The 15,007-nt window shown below is 57.4% G+C and carries 13 protein-coding genes; 11 read left to right on the forward strand and 2 right to left on the reverse strand.

Going from position 1 to position 15,007, the window contains the following annotated elements:
• The first annotated feature begins 37 nt into the window (after positions 1–37).
• The 5 genes from CFT68_RS09380 to CFT68_RS09400 all read left to right on the forward strand — a co-directional run bounded on the left by CFT68_RS09380 (position 38) and on the right by CFT68_RS09400 (position 6,805).
• On the forward strand, positions 38–454 hold the full coding sequence (locus CFT68_RS09380) for a hypothetical protein (RefSeq protein ID WP_088843174.1): 417 nt from the start codon (positions 38–40) through the stop codon (positions 452–454).
• A 282-nt stretch (positions 455–736) separates the two neighbouring features.
• Positions 737–3,904, forward strand: a complete 3,168-nt coding sequence (locus tag CFT68_RS09385; RefSeq protein ID WP_088843175.1) for an efflux RND transporter permease subunit — start codon at positions 737–739, stop codon at positions 3,902–3,904.
• A 114-nt stretch (positions 3,905–4,018) separates the two neighbouring features.
• Positions 4,019–5,281, forward strand: a complete 1,263-nt coding sequence (locus CFT68_RS09390) for a TolC family protein (RefSeq protein ID WP_170934747.1) — start codon at positions 4,019–4,021, stop codon at positions 5,279–5,281.
• Between the two features lie 13 nt (positions 5,282–5,294).
• Positions 5,295–6,461: an efflux RND transporter periplasmic adaptor subunit gene (locus CFT68_RS09395; RefSeq protein WP_170934748.1), complete on the forward strand. Its 1,167-nt coding sequence runs from the start codon at positions 5,295–5,297 to the stop codon at positions 6,459–6,461.
• Between the two features lie 53 nt (positions 6,462–6,514).
• The gene (locus CFT68_RS09400; protein WP_088843178.1) at positions 6,515–6,805 is read left to right on the forward strand and encodes a hypothetical protein; all 291 of its coding nucleotides are present in this window, start codon (positions 6,515–6,517) and stop codon (positions 6,803–6,805) included.
• Between the two features lie 55 nt (positions 6,806–6,860).
• On the opposite strand, the gene CFT68_RS09405 is transcribed toward CFT68_RS09400, so the two are convergent.
• Together CFT68_RS09405 and CFT68_RS21800 are read right to left on the reverse strand one after the other, a co-directional pair.
• Entirely contained in the window at positions 6,861–7,298 is a 438-nt protein-coding gene (locus CFT68_RS09405; RefSeq protein WP_088843179.1) for a hypothetical protein, read from the reverse strand.
• A 138-nt stretch (positions 7,299–7,436) separates the two neighbouring features.
• A complete protein-coding gene (locus tag CFT68_RS21800; RefSeq protein ID WP_170934749.1) occupies positions 7,437–7,601 on the reverse strand; it encodes a hypothetical protein in 165 nt (54 codons plus the stop codon).
• Positions 7,602–7,727: 126 nt separating this feature from the next.
• Here CFT68_RS21800 and CFT68_RS09415 point away from each other — a divergent pair, with 126 nt between their 5' ends.
• The 6 genes from CFT68_RS09415 (at position 7,728) to CFT68_RS09440 (ending at position 14,815) form a co-directional block, all read left to right on the forward strand.
• Positions 7,728–8,264 carry an ATP-dependent Clp protease proteolytic subunit gene (locus CFT68_RS09415; RefSeq protein WP_088843181.1) on the forward strand — a complete coding sequence of 179 codons (537 nt, stop codon included), beginning with the start codon at positions 7,728–7,730 and terminating at the stop codon, positions 8,262–8,264.
• A gap of 2 nt (positions 8,265–8,266) precedes the next feature.
• On the forward strand, positions 8,267–8,809 hold the full coding sequence (locus CFT68_RS09420; protein ID WP_088843182.1) for a hypothetical protein: 543 nt from the start codon (positions 8,267–8,269) through the stop codon (positions 8,807–8,809).
• Positions 8,810–8,898: 89 nt separating this feature from the next.
• Positions 8,899–10,323, forward strand: a complete 1,425-nt coding sequence (locus tag CFT68_RS09425) for a hypothetical protein (protein WP_088843183.1) — start codon at positions 8,899–8,901, stop codon at positions 10,321–10,323.
• Entirely contained in the window at positions 10,320–10,880 is a 561-nt protein-coding gene (locus CFT68_RS09430) for a DUF6712 family protein (protein WP_088843184.1), read from the forward strand. Before CFT68_RS09425 ends, CFT68_RS09430 begins: the two co-directional genes overlap by 4 nt.
• A gap of 15 nt (positions 10,881–10,895) precedes the next feature.
• Complete coding sequence (locus CFT68_RS09435; protein WP_088843185.1) at positions 10,896–13,301, forward strand: PKD domain-containing protein; 2,406 nt, start codon at positions 10,896–10,898, stop codon at positions 13,299–13,301.
• A 407-nt stretch (positions 13,302–13,708) separates the two neighbouring features.
• Positions 13,709–14,815 (forward strand): acyltransferase family protein, encoded by a 1,107-nt coding sequence (locus tag CFT68_RS09440; protein WP_088843186.1) that lies wholly within the window; start codon positions 13,709–13,711, stop codon positions 14,813–14,815.
• Positions 14,816–15,007: the final 192 nt, after the last annotated feature.

Raw genomic sequence — 15,007 nt, forward strand, 5'->3', positions numbered from 1 at the left:
TGAACATTTCCTGCGGTCGGGCGTTACCTTTGCCACAATGAAACAGGTGGTAGCCTTTCTTCTGGGAATGCTGATGCTCGTAAGCGGCCTGGTTCCGCAGAACGATCTGACGGAGCTCAGCAAGCTGCCGCAGCTGCTGGAGCACTACCGCTACCACCGCACCTTGGCGCAGGGTCAGCTTTCACCGCTGGCGTTTCTGGCGCTGCACTACGGCCCCCACGGCACCGACCACCGGCAGCACCCCTACACCTCCCGCGACGCCCAGGACCACCACAGCCTGCCTCTGGATCAGCACCACCACGATTGCGTGATGGTGAGCTTTGTGCTGCCCACCAGCCGCGTAGCCTTTCCGGCGCCGGCCCTTGCCTGGCCTACCACCGTGTACCGGGCCGAAGCAGGACCGCTGTACGCCTTCAGCGTCAGCAACTCGCTGCTGCAGCCGCCCCGAGCTTAGCAGCCGTACGCTGCCGGGCGTAGTGTGCCCGCTGTACGCGTCCTGATAGCCCGCTTCTCAGAGGGCTATGCCACATTCTCTTCTTGTTTTCGTCATTGTCATGGACTTTTGCGCTGTGCTCCGGGCTTTTCTGCCGGGGCTTCGCGTAGCGCCCTGACTAGCGCACTCCGTTTCGGCCGGGCGGGTTCCGGAGGGCTATGCTCTCCTGCCTGCTGCCCAAAATTGGCGGCGGCTTATCTGCTAGGCCACTCAGGCCAACGAAGACGCTCTGCTTCTCCTGATATGCTTTCAAAAATTATAGCGGCTAGCATCCGGAATAAGCTGCTGGTGGTGCTCATGCTCGTAGGGCTAGTAGCCTGGGGTGGCTACTCTGCCGCGCACCTGCCCCTCGATGCCATTCCTGATGTTACCAACAATCAGGTCCAGGTTATCACCCAAAGCCCTGCCCTGGCGGCGCAGGAGGTAGAGCAGCTCCTCACGGTGCCCCTGGAGCTGCAACTGCGCACTATTCCGGGCGTGACGGAAATCCGGTCTACTTCCCGCTTTGGCCTCTCCGTGGTTACGGTAGTGTTTGAGGACGAAGTAAGCACCCTCGAAACCCGGCAGCTGGTGGCCGAAAAGCTCCGGACTGCCGAGGCAGAGCTAGGGGCCGACCTTGGCACCCCCACCATGGCTCCGATCACGACTGGCCTAGGCGAGATTTTCCAGTACACGCTGCATCTGAAACCGGGCTACGAGCACAAATACTCCCTCGATCAGCTGCGCGATGTGCAGGACTGGATTGTGAAACGCCAACTGGCTGGAGTGGCCGGCGTAGTGGAAGTCAGCAGCTTTGGGGGCCACGTGCGCCAGTACGAGGTAAGCGTAGACCCAGAGCGCCTGAACGCTGCCGGCGTCAGCATGACGGAACTCTACACGGCCCTGCAGGACAACAATGCCAACACCGGCGGCAGCTACCTGGAACGGGGCCCCAACGCCTACTTTATCCGGGGCGAGGGCCGCGCGGCATCTTTGCAGGATATTGGCAGTATCGTCGTCAAGCGCGTGGGTACGTCGCCCCTGCTGGTGCGCGATATAGCCGATGTGCGCTTCGGGCACGCCATGCGCTACGGCGCCATGACGCGCAACGGCCAGGGCGAAACGGTGGGCGGCATTGTGCTTATGCTGAAAGGGGCTTCCTCTGAGCAAACCATTAAAGGCGTGAAAGCGCGCGTGCAGGAAATTCAGAAAGCCCTGCCTCCCGGCATCGTGGTAGAGCCCTTCCTCGACCGCACTAAGCTCATCGATAAGGCCATTCATACGGTTTCCAAAAACCTGATTGAAGGCGGCGTAATTGTGGTGGCGGTACTGCTGCTACTGCTGGGCAACTTCCGGGCGGGCCTGGTGGTGGCTTCCATGATTCCGCTGTGCATGCTGTTTGCGCTAGGCCTCATGCGCACCTTCGGCGTGTCGGCCAACCTAATGAGCCTGGGCGCTCTTGATTTCGGGCTGATTGTGGATGGCGCCGTAATTATTGTTGAGGCCATGATTTTCCACCTCGTGCACTTTCGTGAGCGGGCCGAAGGCGAAACCATGGACCAGGTAGCCGAAACGGCCGCCACCCGCATGATGCGCTCCGCGTTGTTCGGGCAGCTTATCATCCTCATCGTGTACCTGCCCATTCTGGCTCTCACCGGCATCGAGGGCAAGATGTTCCGCCCCATGGCTCTCACGGTGAGCTTCGCCATTCTGGGCGCCATGCTGCTATGCCTGACCTACGTACCGGCTGTAGCCGCCTGGGTCCTGCGCAAGGATGTGAAAGAAGAAGGCACCCTGGCCTACCGCATTATGCAGTTTCTGTACCGCGGCTATGCGCCCCTGATCAAACGGGCGCTGCAGCTGCGGGCAGTAGTAGCCGCCGTAGCCGTAGGCCTGTTGGTGCTGGCCGGCTGGCTTTTTACGCGCATGGGCGGCGAGTTTATCCCACAACTGGATGAAGGCGACTTTGCCATTAACGTGACGCTGGCGCCCGGTTCGTCTCTGGCCCAGAGCATTACGACCACTACCAAAGTACAGCAAGTGCTGCTCCGGAAATTTCCCGAAATAGAGCAGATAGTAGGCAAAATCGGCACATCCGAAATTCCCACCGACCCGATGTCCCTGGAAGACTCCGACCAGATTGTAATCCTGAAAGATCAATCTACATGGACTTCGGCTTCCTCGCGGGAAGAGCTGGCCGGCAAAATGAGCGAAGCGCTGGCCGGCATTCCGGGCGTGAACCTGGAGTTTCAGCAGCCCATCCAGATGCGCTTCAATGAGCTGATTTCGGGCGTAAAGTCCGATATCAGCATCAAGATTTATGGCGACGACCTAGGCCTGTTGTATGAGAAGGCCAACGAAGCGGCCAACCTGATCCGGCCGCTGGCGGGCGTCGGCGACCTGAAAGTGGAGCAGATTGCGGCCCTGCCCCAGCTGCGCGTGACCTACAACCGCCAGAAACTGGCGCAGTATGGCCTACGCGTATCGGAGCTGAACACGCTGTTGCGCGCTTCCTTCGCCGGCGATATTGCCGGACAAGTCTATGAAGGCGAGCGGCGCTACGACCTGGTAGTGCGCCTCGACTCTGCCCACCGACGTGGCCTTGATGACCTACGTAGCCTCTACGTAGACCTGCCCGATGGCCAGAAGGTGCCCCTGGAAGAGGTAGCCACCGTGGATTTCCGCAATGCGCCCATGCAGGTTTCCCGCGATGATGCCCGTCGTCGTATCAACATCGGCGTCAACGTTCGTAACCGCGACGTGGAGAGCTTGGTGGAAGAAATTCAGCAGAAGCTCCAGGCTCAGTTGCAGCTTCCTCATGGCTATACGCTGCAATACGGCGGGCAATTCGAGAACCTGCAACAAGCCAAAGCCCGCCTGGCAGTGGCCGTGCCGGTGGCACTCCTCCTGATTTTTGTGCTGCTGTACTTCTCGTTTTCCTCCGTTAAGCAAGCTATCCTCATCTTCACGGGCATTCCGCTGGCTGCTATTGGTGGCATTCTGGCATTGTGGCTGCGCGATATGCCCTTTAGCATCTCGGCGGGCGTGGGCTTTATTGCGCTGTTTGGCGTGGCGGTGCTCAATGGCATTGTGCTGGTGGCCAGCCTCAACGAGCTGGCTATTGCCGGGGTGCAGCAGGTGCAGGAGCGGGTAGTACGTGCCACCGCCGAGCGGTTTCGGCCCGTGCTCCTCACAGCGGCCGTAGCTTCGCTGGGCTTCCTACCAATGGCTCTTTCCAACTCCGCGGGGGCCGAAGTACAGAAGCCGTTGGCCACAGTAGTTATTGGCGGCCTCATTTCGGCTACCCTGCTCACCCTGATAGTACTCCCCGTACTCTACACCTTCTTCACGAAAGACGGTGAGCCCAGTCCCATCGAGGCCACTCCGGAAGCCATAGCCGATGCACTCGAAAATCACGATTTACAACACTAGCGAGGGCAGCTTCCAGGCACCTTCTTTCTGGCCTGGCTTCTTGGGTGTGATAATGAACAGTGCCAAATCATGCGCGATGCAAACGCCTCGTGCTGTATCCAAAGCCTTTTTTCAGTGATACGATATCCTTTCCTTCTCCTGCTGGCAAGTCTGCTGCTAGGCCACCTAGCCACCGCCCAGACCACGCCCCGCACGCTTCCGCCCCCGGCTCCACCGGTGGCCCCGGTCCCGACGGGCCCGCTCACGCTGCAGCAAGCCCTCCAGACTGGCCTACGCCAGAGCTTGCTGGTGCAAACCGGCACACTGGAAGTGGAGCGCCAACGCGCCCTTACCCGCACCGGCTACGACTTGCCTCGCACCGTGGTCGATTATCAGTATGGCCAAATTTCCGGTCCGCTCGGCGACCATAGCCTGAACATAGTGCAGCAGAGCGCTTTACCAGGGCTTTATGCAGCGCAGCGCAAGCTGCTGGAAGGCCAGGTACTCACGGCGGAGCAGCGCACCCGCCAGCAGCGCCGCGACCTGACCCGGACCATCCAGGGGACTTATTATGAGTTGCTGCTGAGCTACCGCCGGGCTGCCCTTCTGCGCCGGCAAGATAGCCTGTACCGGCGGGCCGCCCGGGCGGCCCGCATCCGCTACCAAACCGGCGAGACCAACCGCTTAGAGCAGGTTTCGGCCGAAGCTCGTTCGCGGGAGCTACAAAACCGGCTGGCCCTTACGCTCACCGATATTCAGGTACAGCAGCAGCAGTTGGGCATCCTATTGAATCTAGGCCAGTCGGCTGCCATCGACACTACTGCCAATGCAATAGCGGCCCTCTCCCCCACCGATACGCTAGGCCTCTCCGCCGAAGCTAACCCGACACTGGCCTTGCTGCAGCAGGAGATAGAAGTGAGCCGCCGCCAAACGCGGGTAGAACAGCTACGTCGCCTTCCGGATGTGCGAGTGGGCTATTTCAACCAAACTATCAATAAGGAACGGGGCTTCCAGGTGGCCCAGGCCGGCGTAGCGGTGCCGCTGCTAGGAGGCGCCCAGAAAAACCGGATTCAGGCGGCCCGCATCGGCGAGCAAGCGGCCGAAGCGCAGTTGCAATATGCCACCGCCCAGCTCCAGGGCCAGCTGAGTGTCCTACGAAGCCAACTGACTCGGGCCCGCACTTCATTGGCTTATTACGAGCAAACCGCATTGCCCCAAGCTCGCCTCATCCTCAATACAGCCGAAAAAAGCTTCCGCGCCGGCGACATTGAGTATGTGGAATATGTGGTAAACACCGATCCGGCCTGGCAAATCCAACAGGCCTACCTCGACCAAATTCGCCAGTACAATGATCTGGCACTCAGTCTTCAGTCGTTAATCGGCTCTGATGCTCAATAAGCTCTTCCTCCACATGAAATTTTACCCAATTCTGCTGCTGGCCACCTTCCTGACTGCCTGCGGCAACGATAAACCTGCCCAGACGGAAGCCGCCGAGCCCGCAGCTCCAACTGCCCCCTCCAACCCCGATCAGGTGAGCGTAGGCCAGGCCCAAGCTCAGGCCGCGGGCATTGAAACCGGCTCCTTCACCTGGAAAAACATGACGACCAACGTGCAGGCCAACGGCACCATTGATGTGCCGCCCCAGAACCGGGCCTCTATTAGTGCCGTGATGGGCGGCTACGTGCAGTCGGTGGCGGTGCTGCCGGGCCAACAGGTGCGGCGCGGCGGCGTGGTAGCCATTCTGCGCCACCCCGATTACCTGAAGCTACAGCAGGAATATCTGCAGAGTAAAGCCCGCGTAAAATTTCTGCAGCAGGAACTGCAGCGTCAGCAAACCCTCGATGCGGAAGATGTAGGCGCCAAGCGTAAGCTCCAGCAGGCCCAGAGCGACTTCAGCTCCGAAACCGCCAATCTGCGCGCTACTGCCGGGCAACTGCGGATGCTGGGCATCTCCATGGCCCAACTCGACCGAGGCATAATTACGCCTACAGTACCGCTGGTGTCACCTATTGGCGGTTACGTGAAAACGGTGAGCATTAACCCCGGCCAGTTTGTAAACCCACAGGATGTACTGGCAGAAATAGTAGACCGCTCCGATATGCATCTGGAGCTCAAGGTGTTTGAGCGCGATATCGCCCGCGTGAAAAATGGACAGCGCATCCTGTTCAAAATACCGAGCCGCGGCTCCGCCGAAGACCTCACGGCACGCGTATTCCTCGTCGGCAAAGCCTTTAATGATGACGCTCGCACGGTAAGCGTACACGCCCACTTAGAGCCGGAGCGCGACGATGTACTGCCCGGCCAATACGTATCAGCGCAGATTCAGACCGCTGGTGCCCGCCAGCGCACACTCCCCGAAGACGCCGTAATCCAGGCCGGTGAGTTCAGCTACATTTTCGCCAAAACCGGCTCCGTAGGCCACTCCTACCACCGCTACAAAGTAAAAACTGGTACCAGTGAAAACGGTGATGTAGCCGTAACACTCCTGGAGAATCTCCCAGACACTACGCACCTCGTACGCCACGGCGCCTATTTCCTGGATGCCGAGCTGAAGAAAGGGCAGGATGCCGAAGAATAGGCCTAAGTGGCACAAGAAACAAAAAACCTGGTGAACCTATCCTGACCTCCAAGGTGAGCCGTGTGCCGCACCTGCTGGCAGCGGCATCGGCTATCAACGTGGCCGCCGGCGGGCGCCCCCTGGTGGGCAAGACGTTTACGCCGTTCAAGCACATGGCCTTGGGTGGCGTTACCTCGGCACTGGTAAGGGAGTCGGTAAGTGGTGGCGCTGCGAGCTTCGACTACGAGGCCATGGGCGCTGCTACGGCATCAGCCTTGCGAAAGACGCCCGTAGTGGCCCGCATCAGTGATGTGAAGGAAGGACTCAGCCGGTCTGAGTTTACCGACAGCATGGCCAACTCCTAAAAGCAAAAGCCCCGACCTGTGTAGGCCGGGGCTTTTTTATCACATAAAGGCTGTGCTATTTAGATTTCACCTTCTTGTCCTTACCGTTAGGTTTGGCTGTCAACGTCAGCTTGATCTCACCTGATGGCTCCGTAACAGCCACCGTGTTATAGTTGCGGGTCACTCCATTGACGGTTTCCTGATAAGTGGAGTTAAACACCAAGCGTTTCGCCGGCCGGGAGGCGGCGGGAACAGTGCCTGTCCAAACGGCCGTTGAGTTACCTGAAGGGGTCACCATAAACTTCTCCTGAGTCATATCTACGCACGAGATGCCGCCGGGCAGACCCAGTAAGACGTTACTCATGCATTCTCCTCTCTCAGCTTTTTGCACATAGGCACCGTTGCCCTGTTGAACAGCGCCACCAATCGTGTTTTGTGCTTGAAGGGAAGTGGCACTTAAAGAGAGGCCTACGAAGAAGGCAGCACCAGCTATTTTTTGAATGAAGTTTTTCACAGGAAATGGGTTTAGTAAATGGAGATGTACAAATGCACCAACACACATTTCCAATTACTGTACCAGAAATTGATCGCATTATGCCAATCTCCGTTGCTACGAGTCATAAAAAGTTTCGTTGCCCGTGATTGCACTGCCTTACCGTCCCTGCTGCTGGGGTGGTGGATAATGACAGACACGTACCAGCCGGCCTTCGGCAATGTCATTGAGGAACGGCACCAGCAGGGCGTTCAGCGATACGCCTTCTTTGCGGGCCAAGTCCTTCAGCTTCTTTACAACAAGTGGTTTAGGAGCTAATTCCATAGGGTAGAATACAAGTGTGCCGGGAAAGTGCCGGGATTCTACCGGGAAGTTACCGGCACTTTTGTGCTAGGCGCATGTTCCTGCGCGAGGTTTGTTGCACACGCCCCCTATGGGTGTCTGCACACTATGCCTGAGCTCCTCATTCCTATCCGCGAATACATCGGTACCTCCGAGTTTAACTGGGATACCTATGAGTTCGAATGGGCAACCAATGCGGATGATGTTCGCATGATGGTGGAGTGGGCCCAGTACGATGGCCTGGAAGTAGATAGCATCTGCCTGGAAATCGGGGTCTGCTACGGCGGCTCCGTGCTGCACGGCATGGAAATCTACAACTACCTGAAAGGGCTAGGCCTGCCGATCCGCACCCGCATTCTTTCGCTGGCAGCCAGCATGGGCTCGGTGATTCCCTTGGTAGGCGACGAAATCGAGATTGAGCAGACCGCTCAGATACTCGTGCACGGTCCCAGCAGCTATGCTGCCGGGACCGTCCGGGAAATCACGTCGGATCTCAAGCAGCTCAATGACCTGCTCATGAAAACTACGCTCACTGGTAAGGAGCCCAAGTTCCCGATGTTCTTTGAAGCCCCTATTTCCGGTGGTATTACGCAGCTAGCCGCTTCGCGTGCCTACCTGGATGCGCTGGTAGTACTGCCCGCCTAAGCATGCGGGCTGAATACTCGGAGGAATTGCTAAGCCGGGTAGAAACCTGGCTTAGCTACTCTTTCTCCAAGCGGCGCACCCGCGACAATGTAGCCGATCTGCACCAGCTCTACTCCCTCATCACGGGAGGCAGTGCCCAGGGCTGCACCAACTGCAATTTTTCTGGCTATGTGGGCATCCTTGAAGCCTACCAACGCCAATCCTTCCGCCTTTTAGACCCAGAAACAGTGTCAAACTCTTCTTATACCCTCGCCCCTGGCTATGAAGAACAGCAATTCGTGCATGACGCGTTTGATGGTGTGGTAACCTCCGAAAACCTGACCGATAAAGCGGCTGAATTCTTCATTGAGAAGGGCTTCAAGCATGCCTTCGTGAAGAAAATAGCACCGAAAGCGGAGTCAGAACATTCGAAGCCAAAAACCAAAGCGGATTATCAGGCCCGCTACAAAGAACTACTGGGTGAAGACGCTGATGACAAGCTCACCATTGCCCAGCTAACCGAAGCTATCGACGCCAAACAGGCTGAACTCGATAAGCAGGACTAGAATAGTCCGACTCTCTGCCAAAAAGGGCTGCTGCTACCTGTAGTAGCGGCCCTTTTTCTTTTCTCTCCACTGCTTCTGACAACTTCCTGATGGCTAAGCGCCGCCGCTCTTCTACCGTTTCCCTGCTGAGAGTTGGTGCACCCTCGTCGGTGCTCAATGCCCCACCTGCCCCAGTAGGTGCCGGTGGCGAAAAGCTTAAGCTCATCACCTGGGGAGCTAATGACAACCTGCCTCAGGAGTGTTTGCGCATCGTGTACGACTCGGGCACGGCAGAGGCCTGTGCTACTCGGATAGCCCAGTTCATTGGCGGCAAAGGGTTTGCCTCGAAGGCCACCGCTACCATGCGGGCCAACGATGAGCAGACGCTGAATGATATTTTAGCTGAAGCCAAGCACTACACGGGCATGGGCTTCGGCGCTGCTATCGTGTGCCGCTTCACCTATGGGGGGCAGCGGGGCGATGTGTTTGTCGAGCCGGCGGATTGTACCCGTCCGGAGAAAGGTGGCCTAGGCCGCTACGTAGTAAACTATGGCTTAGCAGAGGGCAAACGTGCCGCTGCTGATAACCGGGTGTATTTGCCTTATAACCCGCTGGCTAGCGAGGAAGAGATTGCGGAAGAGGTGCTAGCCGCTGTTCAGTCAGAGGCGGGTTATTGGGGCCACCTGGTATGGAGCTTTGAGGCGCGGCCTGGCCGTACCCAGTGCCCGGTGCCCAGCTATTACGCGGGCAAAGAAGATCTGGAAACGGATGCCGCGCTGGCCCGCTTCGATAAGAAGCAGGCAGCCAACGGCTTCTTTCCGGATGCAGTGATGACCGTAGTAGGGTCCAAGTTTGCGGCCTATGCCGATCCGGAATTTGTGCCAGAAGCCGGCCAAATGGCAGACGATGCCCCCGATATCGAATCGCCGGACCTGGCAGCTGTGAAGGCGCAGGTAAAGCAGCTCAAAGGCTCCGAGTCTGATTCCTCGGTGATGCTGATGGCCGTGGATACGAAGGATGAAATTCCGGATATCAACTTCATCGATAAGGGCCCCAACTCTAAAGGCCTGACCGACATGCGTAATCGCATTACAGGGGCCGTGTGTCGCCACATGGGCGTGCCACCGGTGCTAATCGGGGTAGCGGAGCCCGGCATGCTGGGCAGCAATCAGCAGATTGTCAACAGCATCAAGCTCTTCAACCTAACGGTAGAGCCGAAGCGGGCTGAAATCATTGCGCCGCTGGCCAAGCTGTTTCCGGAGCTGACTGATTGGACAGTAAAGCCCCTAAGCCCGGTAGACTATCTGGATCCGATCATTGCCGAGAAGCTGACGGATGATGAGATACGGGCGTTCGGAGGCTACCCAGAACTAGAAAAACCCCAGTCTACCGAAGCCGAGCGCACGCTGCAGGCCTTGGCTGGTCTCGATGCTTTGGTGGCCAACAAAGTGCTGGAAGATCTAACCGAAGATGAGCGCCGTGCCCTGGTAGGCCTAGGCCCGAAAACCACCCCCAAACCCGTGCCTGCCTCATGAGCATACTCCTGATCACCGTAGCCGACTTCCCCGAGTTCTGGCCCCTGTCCATCAACACGGCCCCTGAGCTGGTAGAGCCCTACATCCGCAAGGCCCAGACCTTCGACGTGCGCCCGCTTTTTACTGCGGCTGAATGGCAAGGATTTGAAAGCAACCTCGGTAATGGTACCACAGAGTTCCCAGGTGTCGAGTTTGACCCTGAAGAGTTTCTGGCTACGCCCCCGCCTTCGGCCTGGGACAATCCTACGCTGGCTGCGCTTTGGGTCGGATTTGCCAAACCGGTGCTAGTTACCGAGTCCTTCCGCCGCCTCATGCTCTGGCACGGTACGCATGTGACGCCCAACGGGCTGGAAACCATGCAGGACATCAATAACCAGCCAGTTACCAGTGCCCGCCGGGCTGAGCTCAAAGCCGATGTAGAAGCCGAGCGCAACCTCTACGCGGGCCGGTTGCAGGCGGCGTTGCGCGCTTACCGGGGCACCGTGCCTACCACCACTTGCGGGGCCAGCACCCGCCGCCGCCCCGGTCGGGGTGGTGTGACCTTCCACGCTATTTAATCACAGGCCAGCTGCATGACGCGCGCGCAATTCAAACAAGCCTTACGGCAGGTATTCAAAGTCACCCAGGGCGGGCCCGCCAATGTTACCCGTAGCTCACCAGTCATCAACCTGTTTGATGGCATGGCCGATAGCTTCGCCCTCAAAAGCGAGATACCCCAGGCCGCCGGCTTTACCACTATCACGGATGGCCAGTTCGGCACCCATCCCGAGTTTACCTCCCAGGCAGATTTGAACGCCTACCTGCTCCAGCAAGTGGCCAACGGTGTTGCCGTTACTATTCCCGCTACGCCAACGGGCGCGCAGGTAGATGACGTGGGCAATATCTTCTCTCACCTGGCCGTGCCGGGCTATGCCTCAGCTGCGGACTATGAGTTGGAGAAAGCCGATGTAGCCGCGGGCTTCTCAACTCCGGAGAATATCTACGCTCAGGGGGGGCGCATCTACTATCCCGGCATCACGGGGCCGCATAGTGTAGGCTCCGTGCATGCACGGGTGAAGGCCAGTGGTGGCCGGCCAGCCGGGCAGTTCGTGAGCAACGCTACGGCCTTCACTGGGCCGGTGGTAGTGCCAGGTCCTACGCTTACCCAGGCGCAGCCTGCCAGTGGCCTGGTCGGTGCTCAGGTAATCCTAACAGGTACCAACCTAACCGGGGCCATCGTCGCCTTCAATGGCACGGCCGCAGCACCCGCAAGCATCACGGCTACGCAGATTGTAGTACCCGTGCCCGCCGGGGCAACCTCAGGCAACATCACCGGTACTACCAACGCGGGCACGGCTACGCTGTACTTCACGGTCACCGCCCCCGCGGCCAACGTGCTGCCCGTGGCCAATGCCGGGAGTGCTACCTCTATCACGTTGCCTACCAACTCCCTTGTGCTTAATGGAGTAGGCACGGATGCCGATGGCACCATCACCGGCTATCTATGGGAACAGACCATCGGGCCCAATCAGGCTACGGGTTTGCCTTCTACCCAGGCCCAGATTGTGGCGGGTGCGCTGGTGCAGGGCACCTATCAATTCAAGCTCACCGTTACCGATAACAAGGGCGGAACGGGCACCTCGACGGTACAGATAACCGTGAATGCGGCCCCGGTGACCACGACTATCACGCAAGTGGTGGTTGATGGTGACAGCCTGGAAATGGCCAGCCAGGTATTAGCTGCCGAACGCTACCCAGAACGGTTGAAAGTGCGCCTAGGCGCAAACTTTGGGGATTTCTTTAACGCGGGCGTAGATGGCCAGACGGTGCAGCAAATGCTCTCTGACCAGCAATCCCAGATACTTAGCCGCTATAATGCCAGCACCTACACGGGTATGCACATCCTGGATGTGGGCGGGGGCATTAATGATATCCGACTAGGAGCCACGGCAGCGCAGGCCTATGACCGTTTAAAGCAGTACCATAAGGCAGCACAAGCAGCCGGATTCAAGACTGTAGCCCGCACTCACACCAGCTTCAACAATAACACCTTTGAGCGTCCCGCTGCTGAAATTGAAGCGGAACGCATTGAGCTGGACAAGCTGATTCGGGCGGGCTGGAAGGATGATTGGGGCGCCTCGGCTCTCGTGGACTTGCACCAGAATGCTATTCTAGGCAAGTATGTGTACCCGGCGCAACCTGACCAAGCCTATTTCCAGCCGGACGGCATCCACTTCACGGCCCTTGGCAATGACTATAAGGCGCAATTAATGGCCCCTGCGTTTCTGGCTATAGCTTCAGGTGGCACCTACGGGGCAGTTACTCCCTACGCCAGCTCTTCCACGATGGACTACGACCCGACAACGCTCTCCAATGCCGCCACCGGCACGAAACGCGGGGTGACGCTGCGCAACTCGGAAAACTTTAATGCTCCGGAACAAACGGAGTCATTCCGCCTAACGGTGGATACTGTTAGCCAAGCCTTTACTGTGTTCGCCACCAAGGCCAAGCTCACCGGCGGAGCCGTATCGGGGGCATATTCTGTGCTGCTGTCGGGGCAGAATCTGCAAGTGCGGTCGTATGATGGGGCGGGAGCTATCTCGGCAAGCAAAGCCCTGGCCCTGGGCGCGACCTACAATGTGACCCGCCGCCGTAACGCCTCTGGTTCCATAGACCTTTTTGTAGACAGCGTGCTGGTTGGCTCGGTGCCCACGCCCGGCCCGAACGATCCGACTATTAAAGTAACAATTGGAGCTCTGCTAGTAGACGGAGCTTACTCCTATTTCTTTGGGGGGCGTATTAGCAATTATTCGCTCAATACCACGGCTCTATCTGATGGAGACATCGGTATTATTCACGCCCAGAACTGCGCCCTGACACCTGACCAATACGGGCAATCCTCCTGGTATGCCTATAGCCCGCTCAATAAAGCGGCTACCGATACGGCTTTCCCGAACTTGGTTGCGCCAGGGAATCCGTTTGATGTGTTTGTGGTCTAGTTTGTCTTTGCGACCATTCCAGAGCCCCAAATACCATCCCCAGATACAGGATTATCAGCGCCCACACAGGCCAGGGCCAGTCGGGATGCCAGGAATCCTCATCGTCTAGGTCTCGCAAATGCTCAATACTCATAACAGATCAGCTAGCTAAGTAAGGCACCAAACTACTGGTTTTAACAGACTCTACCTAGTATACAGTTGGCTGCTTCTGTTAGATAGAGCCCCTTCAAATTTGGGTGCGAGATGGCTTTTACCAGCTACTCTTAAGAAGAAAAGAATAGCTCTCTGGATGGGGGCTTTTCATTTCTCTTCTTGGCCTACTTCCTTTATTATATGCACTTGTGTATTATAGGCTAGGCAGTGTAGTTATAGCGATAGTACTTTTGCTAGATATCTATACTGGCTTTATGAAGGAAGTACGCTCGTTAACAAGTCTGCGCTGGTTTGCGGCCCTCTTTGTATTTTTCTTCCACGTTGACATGGCTCACCGCACGCCACTGACGTGGCTACCCTGGCGCCTTCAGGCCATTGTGCAGCAGGGCCGATTAGGCGTATGTGTATTCTTTGTACTAAGTGGCTTTGTCATGGTACTAGCTGCCTCTCGCTACTTAGCCCAACCGGCGGACAACTTCCTTTCAGCCCATTACATACGGGACTTCTATCAGCGCCGCTTCGCCCGAATTTACCCGGTTTACCTTACTGGCCTGTTACTGGTTGCTGCCATCAGCCTGCGCCTGAGCACCTTGCCCAGTTGGCCAGTGATACTGGCCAACCTAACGCTCACTACCGGCTACTTCACCGATACGCGACTGGCTTGGTATGCCGGCGGCGCACACTCTTTAAGCACCGAGTTTTTTTTCTACCTAGTTACTCCATTGCTGTTGTTCTGGCTTTCGCAGCGGAGCCGCTTGGCTTTGCAGGGAGTAGCCATAACGGCAGTAGCGGTTGGTGTAGGCTTAGGCGTAATCAATATGCTCGCTCCTGGACGCCTCAGCATGGATGTTCCCTTTGCCTTCCCACCATTCCGGCTTCCAGAGTTTGTATGCGGCATCTGCACGGGGCTGCTGGTGGTTCGCTATAACTGGAAGCCGGCCGCTTGGCTAGCGCCTGTGCTACTAGTCATGTGTGCCATTTACCTGTCGTATGCAGGGCCTTTGGTACCCGCTGTTACGCTGCTGCATAATTGGATTGTAGTACCCACAGTGGCCATACTCTTAGCCTCCCTTTACCACTATGAGAGTACACCGCTCTACTCTTGGATGCAGCATAGATGGCTACACTCCCTAGGTGAGATTTCTTTCTGCTTCTACATCGCTCAGCTTCCGCTTTCTCAGTTACTCGACGCGTTGATAGCAGGAAAGCACGTTAGCCAGAACAATCATTGGGTTACGTTTGTCGGCCTCCTGCTCAATATTGGGGTAGCCATGGCTATGCGCAAGTTCATAGAGAATCCGGCCTATGATTGGCTCATGAGAAAAACGAAAAAGCCGCAAAGGACACAGGTTGCCTCGTAACAAAGGCCAACCATAACACTAGCCCCGCCCATCCGGCGGGGCTTTTTAGTGCGATTATATCAGTTCAGCAGGTTCTGCACAATATGCCACAGTGCGACTGGCCACTCTAATGTAGCGATAGCTACAAGGGCTGGCCATGACCATGCCTCGGCAGATAATCCAGTCGCAAGCGCCTAGCGAACTATTCTCTTC

It is taken from the genome of Hymenobacter gelipurpurascens (genome assembly GCF_900187375.1).
GTDB lineage: Bacteria > Bacteroidota > Bacteroidia > Cytophagales > Hymenobacteraceae > Hymenobacter > Hymenobacter gelipurpurascens.